Annotated in this window: 15 protein-coding genes and 1 riboswitch; of the genes, 11 read left to right on the plus strand and 4 right to left on the minus strand. The window is 49.0% G+C overall.

Translation table 11 applies throughout. The annotated features are described in order from the left end of the window. Positions 1 to 26 precede the first annotated feature (26 nt). Complete coding sequence (locus tag DESLBE_RS00145) at positions 27 to 716, minus strand: TerC family protein (RefSeq protein ID WP_011460083.1); 690 nt, start codon at positions 714 to 716, stop codon at positions 27 to 29. A 388-nt stretch (positions 717 to 1,104) separates the two neighbouring features. Here DESLBE_RS00145 and DESLBE_RS00150 point away from each other — a divergent pair, with 388 nt between their 5' ends. The 4 genes from DESLBE_RS00150 to DESLBE_RS00165 all read left to right on the plus strand — a co-directional run bounded on the left by DESLBE_RS00150 (position 1,105) and on the right by DESLBE_RS00165 (position 5,764). Next, positions 1,105 to 2,247: a glycerate kinase gene (locus DESLBE_RS00150; RefSeq protein WP_144674772.1), complete on the plus strand. Its 1,143-nt coding sequence runs from the start codon at positions 1,105 to 1,107 to the stop codon at positions 2,245 to 2,247. 219 nt (positions 2,248 to 2,466) lie between these two features. Beyond that, the gene (locus DESLBE_RS00155) at positions 2,467 to 3,906 is read left to right on the plus strand and encodes a GGDEF domain-containing protein (protein WP_011460081.1); all 1,440 of its coding nucleotides are present in this window, start codon (positions 2,467 to 2,469) and stop codon (positions 3,904 to 3,906) included. A gap of 114 nt (positions 3,907 to 4,020) precedes the next feature. After that, positions 4,021 to 4,542 carry a signal peptidase I gene (lepB, locus tag DESLBE_RS00160; RefSeq protein ID WP_011460080.1) on the plus strand — a complete coding sequence of 174 codons (522 nt, stop codon included), beginning with the start codon at positions 4,021 to 4,023 and terminating at the stop codon, positions 4,540 to 4,542. Between the two features lie 61 nt (positions 4,543 to 4,603). Beyond that, the gene (locus tag DESLBE_RS00165) at positions 4,604 to 5,764 is read left to right on the plus strand and encodes a PLP-dependent aminotransferase family protein (protein ID WP_011460079.1); all 1,161 of its coding nucleotides are present in this window, start codon (positions 4,604 to 4,606) and stop codon (positions 5,762 to 5,764) included. A gap of 143 nt (positions 5,765 to 5,907) precedes the next feature. Here DESLBE_RS00165 and cobS read toward each other — a convergent pair whose 3' ends face one another. The 3 genes from cobS to cobT are packed head-to-tail and all read right to left on the minus strand — an operon-like array spanning position 5,908 to position 8,438. Continuing rightward, positions 5,908 to 6,672, minus strand: coding sequence for an adenosylcobinamide-GDP ribazoletransferase (gene cobS / locus DESLBE_RS00170; RefSeq protein WP_172625336.1), 765 nt, complete (start codon positions 6,670 to 6,672; stop codon positions 5,908 to 5,910). Continuing rightward, positions 6,665 to 7,279, minus strand: a complete 615-nt coding sequence (gene cobU, locus DESLBE_RS00175; protein ID WP_144674773.1) for a bifunctional adenosylcobinamide kinase/adenosylcobinamide-phosphate guanylyltransferase — start codon at positions 7,277 to 7,279, stop codon at positions 6,665 to 6,667. Before cobU ends, cobS begins: the two co-directional genes overlap by 8 nt. Before the next feature lie 19 nt (positions 7,280 to 7,298). After that, positions 7,299 to 8,438 (minus strand): nicotinate-nucleotide--dimethylbenzimidazole phosphoribosyltransferase, encoded by a 1,140-nt coding sequence (gene cobT / locus DESLBE_RS00180; RefSeq protein ID WP_144674774.1) that lies wholly within the window; start codon positions 8,436 to 8,438, stop codon positions 7,299 to 7,301. 96 nt (positions 8,439 to 8,534) lie between these two features. Continuing rightward, a riboswitch (cobalamin riboswitch) is annotated at positions 8,535 to 8,708 on the minus strand. A 121-nt stretch (positions 8,709 to 8,829) separates the two neighbouring features. Here cobT and DESLBE_RS00185 point away from each other — a divergent pair. From DESLBE_RS00185 to DESLBE_RS00215, 7 genes are all read left to right on the plus strand, one after another. Beyond that, on the plus strand, positions 8,830 to 10,209 hold the full coding sequence (locus tag DESLBE_RS00185; RefSeq protein ID WP_015944508.1) for an ATP-binding protein: 1,380 nt from the start codon (positions 8,830 to 8,832) through the stop codon (positions 10,207 to 10,209). Between the two features lie 131 nt (positions 10,210 to 10,340). Then, complete coding sequence (locus DESLBE_RS00190; protein WP_011460074.1) at positions 10,341 to 11,447, plus strand: endospore germination permease; 1,107 nt, start codon at positions 10,341 to 10,343, stop codon at positions 11,445 to 11,447. Then, positions 11,437 to 12,936 (plus strand): spore germination protein, encoded by a 1,500-nt coding sequence (locus tag DESLBE_RS00195; RefSeq protein ID WP_011460073.1) that lies wholly within the window; start codon positions 11,437 to 11,439, stop codon positions 12,934 to 12,936. Before DESLBE_RS00190 ends, DESLBE_RS00195 begins: the two co-directional genes overlap by 11 nt. A gap of 6 nt (positions 12,937 to 12,942) precedes the next feature. Continuing rightward, the gene (locus tag DESLBE_RS00200) at positions 12,943 to 14,121 is read left to right on the plus strand and encodes a Ger(x)C family spore germination protein (protein ID WP_015944507.1); all 1,179 of its coding nucleotides are present in this window, start codon (positions 12,943 to 12,945) and stop codon (positions 14,119 to 14,121) included. 88 nt (positions 14,122 to 14,209) lie between these two features. Beyond that, entirely contained in the window at positions 14,210 to 15,319 is a 1,110-nt protein-coding gene (locus DESLBE_RS00205; RefSeq protein ID WP_144674775.1) for a ParM/StbA family protein, read from the plus strand. Then, on the plus strand, positions 15,316 to 15,819 hold the full coding sequence (locus DESLBE_RS00210) for a hypothetical protein (protein ID WP_144674776.1): 504 nt from the start codon (positions 15,316 to 15,318) through the stop codon (positions 15,817 to 15,819). The genes DESLBE_RS00205 and DESLBE_RS00210 overlap by 4 nt, the downstream gene beginning before the upstream one ends. 139 nt (positions 15,820 to 15,958) lie before the next feature. After that, positions 15,959 to 16,330 carry a hypothetical protein gene (locus DESLBE_RS00215; protein ID WP_144674777.1) on the plus strand — a complete coding sequence of 124 codons (372 nt, stop codon included), beginning with the start codon at positions 15,959 to 15,961 and terminating at the stop codon, positions 16,328 to 16,330. Positions 16,331 to 16,357 lie beyond the last annotated feature (27 nt).

Here is a 16,357-nt window from a genome sequence, read left to right on the forward strand (position 1 = left end):
AAGCAGTATGCGATGCTCCCCTGATGTTAAGCGGCGTTTTTTGCCGCTTCAAGAACTTTTTTCTTATTGGTCCGATGACCCAGATAGAGAACACCGGCGATGAGAACTGCGCTTAATCCCCATTCGATGAGGGCGCTTTCTCCAATGATATTGACAACAAATTTTTCATGCACAAGCATGGTCACGGCGGTATGGGTAATGACGGCGGAGCCGATAGGGATGATCACCGGGAAACGGTTAATCGCCTTAATGACCAGGGTACTTCCCCAAACCACAATGGGGATACTGATAAGCAAGCCGAAGACAACAAGGATGGGGTGGCCATGGGCGGCACCGGCAACGGCCAGAACATTATCCAGTCCCATAACGGCATCGGCGATGATGATTGTTTTTATAGCACCCCAAAAGCTCGCGGCACTATCGACCTGTTCATCGTGTTTCTCATCGGTCAGGAGCTTATAGGCCATCCAAACCAGGAGAAGGCCGCCGGCAAACATCAGCCCAGGAATTTTTAGCAGGTAGACAGCCACTAAGGTAGCTAAGGTCCGGATTAAGATTGCGCCTCCTGTGCCAAAGAGGATCACTTTCTTCTGCTGCTGTTTGGGCAGATTGCGGGCAGCCATGCCGATGACAATAGCATTATCGCCGCCCAGGACCAAATCCATAATCACGATAGCGAACAATGCTTGAAAAAATTCGGGGCTAAATAACTCCATCTTGTTCTTCCTTTCATTCTTTAAGATAACCCATAATCCTTATTATGTGTTTCAAGAGGTAGTATTATTGCAGCAAAAAAGACCTTCACCCCCTTGTGGGCAAAGGTCTTGCTTACAACAGTGTTGTCAACAAAGCCGGGATGTTAATCCGTAATGACGACTTTGCTGTCCAGCTACTCCCCTTTGTATTATTACCTTTTTAGTATAGCTTATAGGTGCTTTCAGCGTCAACGATAATTTTGTAAAGTTAAGCAACCTCAGGAGGCCAATTCCTGACCATTCACCTGTCGATTCATTGTGTTTTGCAGCTATTTAGGATAAAATGCGAAATAAATACTCAAGGTGATATAGACTAGCATTCTATCTGAACTAGAGGAGAGCGATAAAAATGCATGTACTTATAGCCGTTGATTCATTCAAAGGAAGTTTAAGCAGCCAAAAGGCAGGGGAAGCCATTACCCTGGGCATTCAGCGGGTTTTTCCTGAAGCGACTGCGGAGATTATCAGTATGGCAGACGGCGGGGAAGGAACCGTTGAGGCCATTGTCCATGCCGGTCAAGGGGAGGTGTTAAAAACCAGAGTCACCTCACCTTTGGGGGAAGAGGCCGAGGCCATCATGGGCCGGCTTCCCGATGGCACTATCGTGCTGGAAATGGCTTCGGCTTCAGGCTTACCTATGGTCCCCCGCCATAAGAGGAATCCTTTGCTGACCACCACCAAGGGTACAGGGGATCTGATTCGGGCTGCCCTGGATCTGCAGCCCCGGGAAATTCTCATCGGTATTGGCGGCAGTGCAACCAATGATGGGGGAGCGGGAATGGCTCAGGCCCTTGGGGCAAGACTCCTTGATGGGGAAGGACAGGAGCTGAGTCCCGGCGGAGGTTGCCTGGATCAGCTTGCCAGGATCGACTGTTCAGAACTTGATCCCCGTTTAAAAGAGACGAAGATCACGGTGATGTGCGATGTGGATAATCCCTTGTGCGGCCCGCGGGGAGCTTCGGCAGTTTATGGACCGCAAAAAGGCGCCACACCGGAGATGGTGGAGATTTTGGATGGGAATCTTGCCCATTTTGCCCGGAAAATCCGGGAAAATTTAGGAGTGGATCTAAAAGACGTGCCAGGGGCAGGGGCCGCCGGAGGCCTGGGGATGGGACTGCTGGCCTTTACAGGAGCTCAGCTGAAGACCGGTGTGGAGGCTGTGCTTGATACAGTAAACTTTGATGGTAAACTGCAAAAAGCGGATATTGTCATCACCGGTGAAGGGCGCATCGACGGTCAGTCGGTTTATGGCAAGGTGCCCATGGGTGTGGCCAAACGAGCCCTTCAGTATGGCAAACCCACCCTGGCTATCGTCGGTTCCATCGGTGCCGGATCTGAAGCCCTTTATGAACATGGCATAAGCTCTATCCTTTCTATTGTTAATGGTCCCATGACCTTGGAGGAATCTATGGAAAGAGCCTTTGATTTGACGGTGGACGCTGCGGAGCGAGGATTCCGCATCTTAAAAATGGCCTATTCCGACAAAAGATGATGAATCCTTTTGTAGCTTAGAAATAGTTCGATTTTCTGAGAACCAACATATATTAATGGTGTAGCAGTACATTGCTCATAAGGGGGCAGAGCCTTTCAACTTAAATCGTTAACTAATTTAAAATTAATTTGTTAAAAGAATCATGGAAATCAAACCATTTTATTAATATAATGTGGTAAAATATTTACAGTATGAACTTAGCATTCAAATTGCTCTTAAATGAAGGGTGAGGAGTCAGTGCAATTACAGAGTATTGAAAAGAGGGTATCTTCCGGTCATAGCCCTTCCTGTGCAGAGATATTGCTGTCTACCATTCAAGAGATGAATCGTGAGGAGAATCTCTTGAAAGCATTAGATCTCTTTACTCAGCGAAGCTTGGTGTTGTTTGACTGTGATGTAGCTGCAATCTACCTTTTGGAGCAAGGGAAATACAAGCCTTTCTCTGTCAGCTTTCGTGATGATAAGGACAGGGAAACGCTGATGTTAAGGGAATTTCCTCAGGATTTCCGGGAAATTGGTACTGAAGTCGTCGAAACGGATGAGGAATGGGTTTTGGCATTAAGCCATTTTGGCAAAACCTTAGGTGCTTATGTTCTCAAAGGCAGGCGATCTCAGTGCAGGGATGAGGGGTCAGCAGTCTTTGTAAAGCAAGTCATTTCGATTATATCTTCTTTTATATTCGAGAGAATATTAAAAATCGACTCTCTGAGCAGGGAACAAGCCTTAACCTTATTATTGCGGGGAACGGAGATTCTTGTTCGTGCTGACTCTGAGGAGCAGCTTTTATCGGAAGCCGGAGAAATGGCCATGGAAATTCTGTTTTTGCCCGGGGGATTTTTTCTCCTGGAGGGGGCCGGAGGGACTTGGGAAATCCGTTCACCCTTTGGGCGGCTGAAACAGGAGATGGAGTGGGATTGGCGAACTTGGGTCAGGCAATACATCTCTAAAGAAGAATGTTGTCTGAGAAGTGCTAAGGTTCACTTTTTTGATATTGAGAATAATCCTTTTAAATGGGAACGTGTGTGGATACATCCTCTTCAGACCCATAGCGGGGTGGTCGGCGAGCTGTGGCTGATGAATGCCGGTAAGTACCTTAATGATCAGGAGCAGGAGATACTGACTGCCTTTATCCGGGTGGTTGGGGTTGCTTTAGAGACCATTCGCCAGCGTGAGGAGCTGGCCCGCTTGGCCAATACGGATCGATTGACAGGAATACTGAACCGCCAGGGGTTCGAGCAGCGTGTTCGGGAAGAAATAGCCAGCACCTTAAGGAGAGACTCACGGTTTTTGTTCCTGGTTCTTGATTTGGATCGATTTAAACAGCTCAATGATACTCTGGGCCATCCCATGGGTGACCGGGCCCTGAAAGAAATTGCTCAGAACCTGCGCTGCGCGGTACGGGAGCAGGATATTGTGGCCCGGACCGGTGGTGATGAATTTACAGTGGTGCTGACGGACATCGCCCTGAATGAAGAGTCCCTGACTGTGATTGAACGGATGAGAAAGAGCATGCATCTGGAAGAATATAATTTAGGAGTCAGTATTGGAGTCGCAGAATTTCCAACAGAAGGCCGTACCTATGATGAATTGTACCGTTTAGCAGACCAAAGGCTTTATAGAGGCAAGAATTCAGGGAAAGGAAATATCATAGCGGACTAACCCTCCAAACGGGGGGGTCTTTTATTTGATAGGGATTTCGTGGTATCCTGAAACAGGCAGCGAAACCTTGGATCTTCCTCACAGAGGATAACTATTGCAGAGGGTGTGACATGAATGAAGAAATATTTACGCACAATTTTGGAATGGGGAATTTTGATTGTAGTCGCCTGGGTGTTGTCCTTTGGCATCAGGACCTATCTTATTGACACCCGCATCGTCCCGACCGGTTCCATGCTCCCTACTATCCAACTTCAGGATCGCTTAATCTTCGATAAGGTGTTTTACAAAAATAAACCTCTCCAGCGTGGGGATATCATTATGTTTACCGCTCCGGAGGGTTCGGGAGAGCATGATGATTTGGTGAAGCGGATCATCGGTTTGCCTGGGGACACTTTAGAGGTCAGAGAAGGCAAGGTCTGGATCAATGGTGAAGCCATCGAGGAACCATATCTGAAAGAGGCCCCTGAATATGAATATGGACCTATCCAGATTCCTGAGGGAGCGTATCTTGTGTTTGGGGATAATCGCAACAACAGCAAGGACAGTCATGTCTGGGGGTTTGTTCCTGAAGAGAATATCGAAGGCAAAGTTCTGCTGCGTTATTGGCCTCTGGAACGCTGGGGCGCCCTTAAGTAAGAAATACTGATTCAGGTATATTACCTATTAAATTTAATCGTGGAGTGGAAAGGAGAAGCCAATGAAATACGCCAAATGGATGAAGAATGTAGGGGAAGGATTTATCGGGGAAATGCTCAGAGCAGCCCAAAACCCCGCGATGATATCTTTTGCCGGAGGATTGCCTGCCTTGGATCTTTTTCCTACCCAGGATTTACAGGCCGCCTTTCAAAAGGTTTTTGAAGAACAGGGGAATGCGGCCCTGCAATACGCACAGACCGCGGGATATCCGGAATTAAGGTCATGGGTTGCCTCTCAGCACCAACGCAGCCAAAGGCCGGCCCGAACTGCCGAGGTTATCATCACTACCGGAAGCCAGCAGGGATTGAGCTTATTGGCCCAAACTTTTTTGGATCCGGGAGATACGGTATTCCTGGAGACGCCCACCTATTTGGGGGCTATTCAGGCTTTTGAAGGATTTCGGGCTGATTTTCAGATGATTCCCTGTGATGAAGAAGGGATTCTTCCCGATGAGCTGGAGAAAGCTTTGGCTTTCACCACCCCTAAATTTCTTTACTTAATACCAAATTATCAAAACCCTTCAGGGAGAGTTATGGGGCTGGAGCGGAGAAAAGAGCTCCTTAAAGTGTCCCAGAAATACGGCCTGCTTCTTGTCGAGGATAATCCCTATGGAGAATTGCGCTATGAAGGAGAGCCCATCCCCCATCTGGCGGAATTAGGGGAAAATGTCATCTATCTGGGGACTTTTTCCAAGGTTTTGGCGCCGGGGCTGCGCATCGGCTATGTGCTTGCCGACGAAGATATTATTATGCATCTGGAGCAGACCAAGGAAGGTGTGGATCTTCATAGCAATAACCTGACTCAGAGAGCCATCTATGAATATTTGCAAAAGGATCTTTTGCCGGATCATATCCTGAAGCTGCGGGAAGTCTACAATGTTCGCCGTAAGGCCATGGTGGAGTCCATCCAGACCTATCTGGGAGACAGGGTGGAGATGAAGGTGCCGGCAGGCGGCCTGTTCCTTTGGGCCAAACTCATGGGGGTGAACAATAGTTTTGACTATGTGCAAGATATGATTCGCCAAAATGTTCTTTATGTTCCCGGCGCTCTTTTCTACGCCGATGGCCGGGTGTCCAATGAAATGCGTCTCAACTATTCCTGTTCCACACCGGAGATTATCGAAGAGGGAATGAGGCGCTTGGCCCGGGGCTTGAATCAATAGGGCTGCAAAGAGGCCGTTGCACGAACTTTACAGTTCCTTGGGCAACGGCCTCTTTGTCGTCAGAGCAGATTGTCTGCTGTCCGGCTGCCTGGCTGCCTGGCTCCCTGGGCGGCACAGCTCAAATTCGTAAGCGATTCCGAATTTCAGGGGTAAAGCAATGGGAAGGCCCCTAAAAGAAAGAGCAGTTCGGAAAGTTCAATGCTGGCACCATAGAGATCTCCGGTTAACCCTCCGAGGAGGCGGGAGACCTTGCGGGTGAACAAGAGGATGAAGAGGGTGGCCAGCATAAAGCCGGCAATCCCCGGCCATTGCAGCACCCAATAGGTGAGGAAAAGGAGCAGCAGCCCCTCCCCCAGGAATAGCCACCGGGTTTGGCGGGAGGTTTCATGAAATCCCTGGCCAAATCCCTGGGCCCGGGCATAGGGGAAATAATGAACCCCAATCAGAAAAATCCAGCGGGACAGGATGGGCATGAAAAGAACCAGGTAAGGAACTAAAGGGGAAGAGAGGGCGAGGAGCCCGGCCAAAAGACTGAATTTGAGCAGCAGGTATACCATGGCGCTCACCGCACCGAAAGCTCCCACATGGCTGTCTTTCATAATCTCCAGCATGCGTTCAGGTGTCCGCGCTGAAAGCAAACCGTCCATACTATCCATCAAACCATCAAGGTGAATTCCCCCGGTGAGAATAAGTTCCAGGGCAAGCAGCAAGGCAGCCGTAACCAGGGGCGGGTAGTGAGGAAGAAGCAGGGTTAAGGCCAACCATAAGGCTCCGCCCAGAATCAGGCCTACCAAAGGATAATAATGCTGACTTTGGGTGAATTCTTCCGAGGTCACCTGCTCCGGCTGAGGGAGTGGTATTCGGGTCAGGAAGGTCAGGGCGATCCATAATTTGCGCATGCTAGGCATCCTCTCGCCGCAAGGAATCCAGTAAGGCCTGACCGGCAGCTTTGATCTCCGTCGGATAGCCGGCGACCACGGAATAGACCTGCTGGGCGCCCTGTCCCAGGATCTGGTTGGCCCTGCCGGCCAGATCCCGATAAATCCTGGAAAGGGGATTATCCGGGACGATACCATCTCCCACTTCATTGGTGACCATAATCACCTGAGGGGTAATATCCCGGGCTATACGGGCGACAATGCGGACCTGTTCGAGAATCTTCTGCTCCAGCCTATGGAGGGCCTGGGTATACTCCTGCTCAGTCAGATGATCTTCTGCTGGATAGTGGGCAAGGAGGAGATTGGTCAGCCACAGGGTTACACAATCCACCAAAAGGACCCCTTTGTTCTGAGCATGGCGTTCCAACACAGAGGAAAGGGCAAGGGGTTCTTCCACTAAGCCCCAATGGGCAGGGCGCTGGTCCTGATGTTTTTTGACACGCAAAGCCATTTCTTCATCATAGACCTGGGCCGTGGCGATGTAGGTGACAGGCAGGCCGGGATGAGCGGCCAGGAGCTCGGCAAAGCGGCTTTTGCCACTGCGGGCTCCACCGGTTATGAGCACAAAATCTGACATAATTACCTCCGGTGATTGCTTAGTTTTTACCGCTGACTCCTGCGGATTCAAAAGTAGCCATTTCGTTGAGAATGTGGATGGAGGCATCCAGAAGATGGAAAGCGATAGCGGCTCCTGTTCCCTCTCCCAAGCGGAAATCCAGATGCATGATGGGTTTTAGCTCCAGTTGTTCCAGGGCGGCTCGATGGCCGATCTCCACAGAAGAATGGGAGGGAATCAGGAAGAAGCGGGCCGTAGGGCAGATGCGGACAGCGATGAGAGCAGCGGCAGTGGAGATGACCCCATCTAAAAGGATGGGGACACGGGAATAGGCTGCGGTCAGAATTGCCCCGGCCAGAGCACCGATCTCCAAGCCCCCTATTTTGCTGAGGATATCCACTCCATCCTTAGGATCGGGCTGATTGATGGCGATAGAACGGGCGATGACGTTTTGCTTGCGGATGAGTCCTTCATCATCCAGACCTGTGCCCCGCCCGGTAACCTCCTGGGGCGGCAAACCTGTCAAGAGAGAAATAATGGCTGTACTGGGGGTGGTATTGCCAATTCCCACTTCCCCTGTGGCCAGGACATTCACTCCGGAATCGATAGCCTGGCGGGCGATTTTAGCTCCGGTCAGCAGGGAGAGCAGAGCTTCTTTACGGCTCATAGCCGGTCCCTGGGCCATGTTATGGGTTCCGTTCATGATGCGGTGAGCCATAAGCTCGGGCGGATCCAGCGGGAAAGCCATGCCCACATCGGTGCAGATCACTTCGGCGCCGGCATGACGGGCCAGGACATTGATCCCTGCCCCGCCGCCCAGGAAATTATAGAACATTTGCGGGGTTACTTCCTGAGGGAAGGCACTGACCCCTTCCGCCACCACGCCGTGGTCTCCGGCCATGACGAGAATGGCCTTTTTTTGTACTTCCGGCCAAGGCTGACCTTGAATCCCGCCCAATTGTTTGGCGAGGGCTTCCAGGACTCCTAAACTGCCTTGGGGTTTGGTTAAGGAATCTAAACGGGTTTGTACAGCGGCCATGACCTGTTCGTCAAGACCGTGTATTCCCTGGATAAGATGGTCTAAGGCGGTTTCACATTCCTCCAGGGAAGCGTCACTCAGGTTTTCCTGTCTTAAGAAGTCATCCACTAGCTTGTCCTGTTCTAATTCGGTTTTACTCATCTGTATTCCTCTCCTTTAAAAAAAATAAAGTCCCGCCACTTCATAAGTGGTCGGGACTTTGCCTTCGTCGCCGCTGCTTTCCATAGCACCCATGGAAAGGCTTTCTTCATTCCTGGCAGGTCTCCTGGCTTGGATTCAAACGCCGCTACCCCTTCCCGGTCTGGCCGGTGGTTATGGTTCAGGCTCATCCTACACAGTGGTGGGTCCGCACCGGAATCGCACCGGTTTCCCTATTCTCCCCTTGGGGGCACCAAAGAATGGACTTTTTTTAACTAATTATAGAATAGCAAAGAAGAAGATTTTGTCAACCCTTTACTTAAAGAATTGCAGGATTTAAGATAGTACTAAGAATTGTACTAGAACACAAGAAGAAAACAAGGATGTGCATAATGTGAATAGGACGAAAATTACCCGGTTATCCCTTCTTTTTGACGGAATGGTTGTTTTCCGAGGCATCATAGGGGATCCGGTGGCAGTTTCTTTCCAAAAACTGCTCCAGGGGATAGGGAGCAGGGAGTTTGATCTGATGGCAATTTATAAAGATTATCATCATTTCTGCTCCTTGGCGACTCAGGCTCATTGGCCTGATTATCTTTGGGAGCGTATGCTTCAGGATGACAATGAGCTGGCCAGGCAAACGGCTCAACAGGGAAAGGACCGGGTTCCCGCCGGGCTGCGCCGACTGGCCGGGCGGGAGCTGCTCTATTTGCGGGAGCTTGCCGGGCTGAAGGCGGAAGATATTAAAGGGGCTGTCAAGGCACGGTGTGCAGAGCAAGGGGCGGAAGAACCGGGCCTCTGGCTGGAGGAACCATTGAGCCCGGAAAGCTGGCCTGGTTGGCTGAGTCTTCCGGATATGGATAGGGAAAAAGAAACTTATGCAAAAGAAGAGAATCGGGCTGAAAACTATCTCCTTTCCTCTCAGAAAAAGTTGAAGCAGAGTCTGCTTCGGGGAAGGTCAGAGGAAATGGTGGATGCGCTGCTTGCTTATTATCAAACCATGGGTACCGGATTGTTCGGCCGGTGCATGGCTCTCAAATGGCGGGGCCGTGCGGAAAGGCTGGAAGGGGTACACCCTGAGCCCATGCGCATCAGCAAGTTGATTAATCAGGAACGGGAGCAGGGAATCATCCTCCAGAATACGGAATTTTTCCTGAAAGGCCTTCCGGCTAATAATGTGATTCTCTATGGCAACCGTGGGACTGGGAAATCTTCCTTGGTTAAAGCTTTAGTGCAGGAATATGGTGAACAGGGACTGCGCCTGGTGGAATTATCGAAAACAGACTTGCATGACTACCCCAAGATTATTCGGCTCCTGGCCAAGCAGCCTTTGAAGTTCATTCTGTTTATTGACGATCTTTCTTTTGAAGACACGGAAAGTGATTATAAGAATCTGAAGACCCTGCTGGAGGGAGGGCTGGAAGGGAAGCCCCAAAACGTGCTGATCTATGCCACCTCCAACCGGCGTCATTTGATCAGAGAAACCTTCGGCGAACGGCAAGTCGAGGAAGTCCACCGGCGGGACAACATGGAGGAAAAATTGTCCTTATCCGACCGCTTCGGCATTACGGTCACCTTCCCCACACCGGACCAGGAAGGCTATCTGAAGATTGTGGAGGAGTTAGCAACTCAGGAAGGGCTGACACTTCCCAAGGAGGAGTTAAGACAGCAGGCGCTGCGCTGGGTGATGAATCATAATGCCCGCTCAGGGAGAACCGCCCGTCAGTTTGTGGATTTTCTGGTGGCCAGGGAAGGGTTGGCCGCTCAGCAATAGTTTTGGATAGCCGGCTTAGGGGGCCGGCTTTTTTCTTGCGCCCAAGCCCCCGCCTCTTGGAAAATGTATAGTATAAGGCTGAGCGTTCATCCTAATACTAACTTATCCGTAATGATGAAAGTGTGAAATTCATGAATATAAAAATCTCAAGCCGTCAATCCTTTTGTACTTATTTCGTGATTGTTTCCCTATCTATAGGCATGCCCAATCTGATCATAAGAGATTTGGAGCAGGATTTTTGGCAGGCCCTCCTGGTGGCTATAGTTATAGAAACAATGCTGGGTTTTTTCTTATATAAAATGGGGAGGACCTATGCCAATCAGACGATTTTTCAATACAGTGAGAAAATCCTCGGCAAAATCTTAGGCAAGATAAGCGTTGGCATGTTCAGCCTTTACTTTATTAGTGTAGCCATCACCCTTACCCAAAGTCTTATGGAATTCTTTGGTTCGATGGCGATGCCGGAAACTCCGCGCTACGTTTTTGCCATTTTGCTCTTGCTGGTGAGCACCTATGCCTGCAGTGCCGGGCTGGAGGTGATTATGCGGCTTTCTGAGATTGTCGCCCCCTTTGTGCTGGGCTCCTTTCTCTTTATCATGCTGTTTAATATTGGGAATATGGAGTTTGATAATTTGCGGCCCATGTTCCAGCACAGCCTGGGGGAGATTCTGAGAGGAGCTATGCTTCCCACTGCTTGGTTCGGGATCTGTATTATTATGGGCGTTTTAATGGCTTACCATAATAATCCTAAAGTTATGTACAAGATAAAGCTTATGGGTGTGGGCCTGGGCATTCTGACGATCACCACCTCCATGTTTTTTGTCATTACGGTGATTGGCGTAGAAATGGGCTCCAGGCAATTGTATTCCGTCTATATTCTCGCCCGCCTGGTTGATGTAGGGGATTTTATCCAAAGAATGGAGGCGTTTCAGATCGTATCCTGGACGGCGGGATCTTTTTTGATTCTGGCTTTGTTTCACTATGCCGGCGTGGAAGGCTTAAAACATATTTTTCCGAAAAAATCCCGCATGTTTTTGGGGATCAGCATTGCCGTTATTGTATTTGTCGTTTCTGTCTTTGTTACGCCCACCGCCATTGATCGCTCGACATTTTTGAAAAACATCCTTGGCGTCTATGGTTTAGTTGTCGAAATATGTGGAGTTTCCCTCCTTTTTATCATTTACGTCATAAAACAAAAATTCAAGGCAGTAAAAAAGAGGTCTTCTAATGAGCAATAAGCACGGATCCAACATATCCCCCAACCTTGAAGAGAATCGAAGGCGTTTCATTAATAGTTTCAAAAATTCTGTGGATCTTTTGTTTCGTGAATTACGATTTGGCAAGACGAACAAAGGCTTTTTGGTCTATCTTGATGGATTGGTGGATCGGCAGTACATGAGTTCTTCGATCATCAGACCCCTCATGGCATGTCAAGGTTCCGAGCCAATTTTGTCGATGGACATTTTACAAAAAGATGTTTTGTGCAATAGCGCTATTGATATTGTGCAGGTTTTTGATCAAGCGGTGCAGGGGGTGTTATCCGGCCAGACGGCCCTTTTTTTGGAGGGAGTAGAGGAGGTCCTGCTGCTTGAGACCTTTGGTGGTGAGACCCGCAATGTTCAACAACCGGAAACTGAAGCCACCGTCCGGGGGCCCCGGGAAGGATTTGTGGAAAGAATTGAGGTAAATGCCTCTTTACTCCGCCGTAAAATAAAGGACCAGAAATTACGTCTGGAAACTATGAATCTGGGGGAAAGAACCCATACCAAAATCTATATGGCCTATATTGAAGGGATAGCTAACCCGAAGATTGTGGGTGAGGTGAAGAGACGCCTTCAGTCCATCGATATTGACGGGATTCTGGAGAGCGGCTATATTGAACAACTGATTGAAGATTCCCCCCAATCCATTTTCCCCACGGTGGGAACCACTGAAAAACCCGATAAATTGGCGGCAAAGCTGTTGGAAGGCCGGATAGGAATTCTGGTGGATGGGACTCCTTTTGTGATCACAGTGCCCTACCTGTTTGTGGAAGCCTTTCAGAATCCTGAAGATTACTATTCCCGGCCTTATTATGCCTCCCTGGTTCGGCTCATCCGCTACCTGGCTTTTTACTTCTCCACCACACTTCCGGCTTTTTATGTGGCTATCCAGTCCTATCACCAGGAGATGGTTCCCACCAGCCTCTTAATAAGTATGAGTGCAGGCCGCGAAGGCATACCTTTTCCGGTGATCGTCGAAGCTTTGGGGATGGGCATAGTCTACGAGATTCTTCGGGAAGCAGGTATACGCATGCCCCATACGGTGGGTCAGGCCGTCAGTATCGTCGGGGCCTTAGTCGTTGGTGAGGCGGCGGTCCAGGCCGGTTTAATCAACCAGGTTATGGTGATTGTGGTTGCTCTTACCGCTATTTCGGGGTTTCTGGTGCCACCTTTTACCGGACCAGCGTCTTTGCTGCGCTTATATTTTCTGGTGACCACCTCTTTTCTGGGCATGTTTGGCTGGCTGATGGCCTTGCTGGCCCTTGTCATTCAGTTGCTGTCCGTCCGCTCCTTTGGCATTCCCTATCTTTCCCCCATTGTTCCCACCAATATCGGGGATTTGAAAGACGGCATGGTCCGCTTTCCTCTTTGGTTTATGTTATCCCGCCCCTCTTTACTCAGCCCTTATCGGCGGCAAAGTACCAAAAATATGAAAAAAAGCTTGAGAAAAATAAAAGGAAGTTAAGCGAAGATGAGCAATGGATACATGAAAAGATCGGTGATCCTGGTATCGTTATTCAGTTTGCTCTTATTACCGGGGTGCTGGGACCACCGGGAACTGAATGAGCTGGGGGTCGTCAGTGCTTTGGGGTTGGATCTTAACGAGCGGGGGAAGATACAAATCACGGTTCAAGTCATTAATCCCCAGGCTTATATAACCAAAGGTCAGGAAGGTAAAGCACAAACGCGGATTTTGACCAGTGAAGGTGAGACTTTCTTTGATGCGGTGCGGGGTTTAATGACTAAATCTGGGGATCGGCTTTTCTATCCTCATAATCAGGTGATCGTGATTGGAGAGGATTTGGCCAGAGCCGGGGTTAAACCTATCCTGGATTTTTTGGAACGCGACCCGGAAATCCGTTTATTTACCTGGGTTCTGTTAACAGAAGGTAAGGCGGAAGAGGTGGTCAGAGCTCCTTCCGATGAGTCCCTGATTTCCGCGATGCATGTGATGCTTTTGGTTGACGATTATTATTCCGCTTCCAAAAGCATACCGAGAAATATTCTGGAGTTTGCCACTATGGTTTACTCGGAAGGAATCGAGCCTGTTTTAGGGAAGATCGAGTTCTATGAAGAAAAGGGAAACCCCACCTACCAGCTGATCGGGGGAGGAGCATTTAAGGGAGACAAGCTGATCGACTGGCTGGATGCCGGGGAAGCACGGGGATATCTCTGGGTTCACAATGATGTCAATGGGGGAATCATTACCGCCTATACTAAGGAAGGGGCCGAAAACCAGGCTCAGGCTGATGGTTCCTCCGGTCTTGGGGAGAGGATATCCTTCGAGATTATACGAACCAAGAGCAGAGTGAAACCGGTTCTGGAAGGTGAAAAGCTAAGCTTTGTGATTGATCTTGATGTTACCTGTAACCTGGGGGAGCGCACCGATAATAAGGAAACCATCACTAAGGAAGATTTCAAGGAGTTAGAGAAGATCTTAAGCCAGGCCGTGATCGGGGAAGTTCAAGGCATCGTGGACAAGGCCCAAAAAGAACTGAGATCTGATATTCTTGGCTTTGGCTTAACGACGAAGAGGAAGTACCCGGACTACTGGAATCAGCACAAGGAGCAGTGGGAGGAAATGTTTCCCGAGCTGGAGGTGGAGATACTGGTGAAAGCTGTGGTTGATGGTCAAGGAACCGTTCGATAAGGATAGACTCTAAGCAAAATGTGGTATACAATGGATAATAATAGGGTTTTACATTCGAAATTCCACGAATTGACGAGGAGGAACACCTGTGTTTGAAAACGATATTCTCGTAGCTGGAGGAGATCCGGGGTTTGGAGCCATTAAGCTGGATGCTGGAGATACTAAAGTGTTGTTTCCGGCGGTTATATGCAAAGGAAATGAGCGTATTTTTTCTGCTTTGGGTAATGGGAATGTAAGTCGGGGAACCGATGAAGAAATGCAGATTGGCTCCTTGGATGTCGTCGTTACCAATCACTCCACGGGAGTATCCCGTCATTATTTTATGGGAAGTCTTGCCGAGAGTTTGAACCCCAATGAAGCTCACTATTGTTGGGATGAGGATAAGTCCACTGATGAAGAAGCTACGGCGTTGCTCGTGGTAGCCTTGGCTGTTGCGCAAAAAGAACCCAAGGCTAATATATATCTGGGAACCGGCGTCCCGGTTAAATACTATGCAGCCTTAAAGGACAAGTATGAAGCTGAACTTAAAGGAACCTGGTCGGTGGCCTTTCGCTCAGGACCCTTTAAAGGCCAGACCCGTCAGCTGACCATCATTCGTTCCCGGGTCCTTCCCCAAAGCTATGGCGTCTTTATTAAAGAGACCTTGAATGAATACGGAATCCCCATCAGTCCTAAACTTTTTAATGGCTATGTGGTAGTGATCGACCCAGGCTTCAGGACTACGGATGTGGCGACTTTTTATGATGGCGTGATGCTTGATCCGCCCAATTCTTTCAGTATCGAAAAGGGGCTGAAATGGGCCTATACCGGTGTGGCTGAGCAATTAAAAGAAATGACGATTAATCATGCCAACCCTATCGAAACCGATGATAAGGAACTGGATAAGGTATTCCGCGTCAATGAAGGGATGTATCCCTGGAATAACGGCGCCATTAACCTCAACCCTGTGATGCAGGATATGCTGGGACAACTGGGAACGGATATTTCCCGTGAGGTCAAAAAGTCTCTGAAACCCATGCTGGGCAAGATTCATACGGTTCTTGTGGCAGGAAAAGTAGGAGAAATGATCTTTGAACACCTCCAATTTGAAAATAAAGTGCTGATCGAGAATCCCCAGTTTGGCAATGCCACCGGCTTTAGAATTATGGCTGCCAATTTGGTCAATAACATAACCAAGAAGGCCAATGCTGCCCCATGAGCAAGAGCCTTTCCTTCACTCTGAGCTTCAGTGAAGAAGATGAGCCCCTTTGGGGCTTTCTCCATTCCTTCCCCCGGGAACAATGGGAAGGTATCCTGAAAGAAGCTCTCCGCGCTTACAGTGCCAACCATCCCGTCACAGAAGATTTGCCGCCGGCGACGGTTGGTCGTTGGAGCCTTGAGGAACTGTATGCGGCGCCCTCTGGCAAGGATTCCCTGAGCACGGGCAATCCGCAGCCTTTAAAGCATCTTTGGGAGCTGATTGGGGAAGAGGAAGATGAAGATGTGTTGGAACTCCTTCTCCAGCCCCAGGCTCAAAATCCGGAAAAGTTCCCGGAGAGGGATGCTTTGCCGCCTAAGGCGGATAAGGAGCCGCAAAAATACCAGGACAGTCAATCGGTAAATGGTCTGGCCTTTCTGCTTCACCAGGTCATCGGGGAAGAAGAGGATCCTGATGTCTTAAGTTTTTTCGCCTCCTCTGAAAATCGCAAAGAGACTTAGCCCTGGTTATTTTGGTTAAGCTATTTAAAAGCAACGTCTCTTTATGGGGGAAGTTGTCACTTGACGACCTATTTAGTTATACTCTATAGTATATCTTAAGTAATTATAGATTAGAGAATGGATTAGAGGAGAGAACATCGTGGACGACGACCCATTACCTGCCCGTGCAGTTCCATATCATAATGTCTTGGCAAGAATAGAGCAAGGGAAGACCAAACAATTCGTTGCCATTGTTCTTTGTCTTTTTTTAGGCTTGGCTTTGGCTTTTTACCCCTGTGTGGCTTTTGAACAACCTCAAAAGGGACTCTGGATATTAAAATATAATTCAAGTATTAATCAGGCGCCAAGAGCTGTGATCTTCGGCGCCTTGGCTGTTTTACCCCAAAAAATCGATTTGGATAGTGTACAACTGCCTCAGATGTGGGAGATTAATAGAGGAACAACAGAGGATCCTGTCCAAAAACAGAAACACTGGATAGTCATGGTATGGTACGGGTCCACTTATGTCTGAGGTGGGGTAGAAATGTATAGAATAAAA

Origin of the sequence: Desulfitobacterium sp. LBE, assembly GCF_007830365.1 — a bacterium.
Taxonomy (GTDB): domain Bacteria; phylum Bacillota; class Desulfitobacteriia; order Desulfitobacteriales; family Desulfitobacteriaceae; genus Desulfitobacterium; species Desulfitobacterium hafniense.

Bases quoted from the DNA above. Each gene is read 5' to 3' on its own strand.
- cobU (WP_144674773.1), bottom strand. From the start codon at position 7,279: ATGTCAGATTTTGTGCTCATAACCGGTGGAGCCCGCAGTGGCAAAAGC.
- cobS (WP_172625336.1), bottom strand. From the start codon at position 6,672: ATGCCTAGCATGCGCAAATTATGGATCGCCCTGACCTTCCTGACCCGA.
- DESLBE_RS00210 (WP_144674776.1), top strand. From the start codon at position 15,316: ATGAGCAAGAGCCTTTCCTTCACTCTGAGCTTCAGTGAAGAAGATGAG.
- DESLBE_RS00150 (WP_144674772.1), top strand. From the start codon at position 1,105: ATGCATGTACTTATAGCCGTTGATTCATTCAAAGGAAGTTTAAGCAGC.
- DESLBE_RS00200 (WP_015944507.1), top strand. From the start codon at position 12,943: ATGAGCAATGGATACATGAAAAGATCGGTGATCCTGGTATCGTTATTC.
- DESLBE_RS00165 (WP_011460079.1), top strand. From the start codon at position 4,604: ATGAAATACGCCAAATGGATGAAGAATGTAGGGGAAGGATTTATCGGG.
- DESLBE_RS00195 (WP_011460073.1), top strand. From the start codon at position 11,437: ATGAGCAATAAGCACGGATCCAACATATCCCCCAACCTTGAAGAGAAT.
- DESLBE_RS00190 (WP_011460074.1), top strand. From the start codon at position 10,341: ATGAATATAAAAATCTCAAGCCGTCAATCCTTTTGTACTTATTTCGTG.
- lepB (WP_011460080.1), top strand. From the start codon at position 4,021: ATGAAGAAATATTTACGCACAATTTTGGAATGGGGAATTTTGATTGTA.
- cobT (WP_144674774.1), bottom strand. From the start codon at position 8,438: ATGAGTAAAACCGAATTAGAACAGGACAAGCTAGTGGATGACTTCTTA.
- DESLBE_RS00145 (WP_011460083.1), bottom strand. From the start codon at position 716: ATGGAGTTATTTAGCCCCGAATTTTTTCAAGCATTGTTCGCTATCGTG.
- DESLBE_RS00155 (WP_011460081.1), top strand. From the start codon at position 2,467: ATGAAGGGTGAGGAGTCAGTGCAATTACAGAGTATTGAAAAGAGGGTA.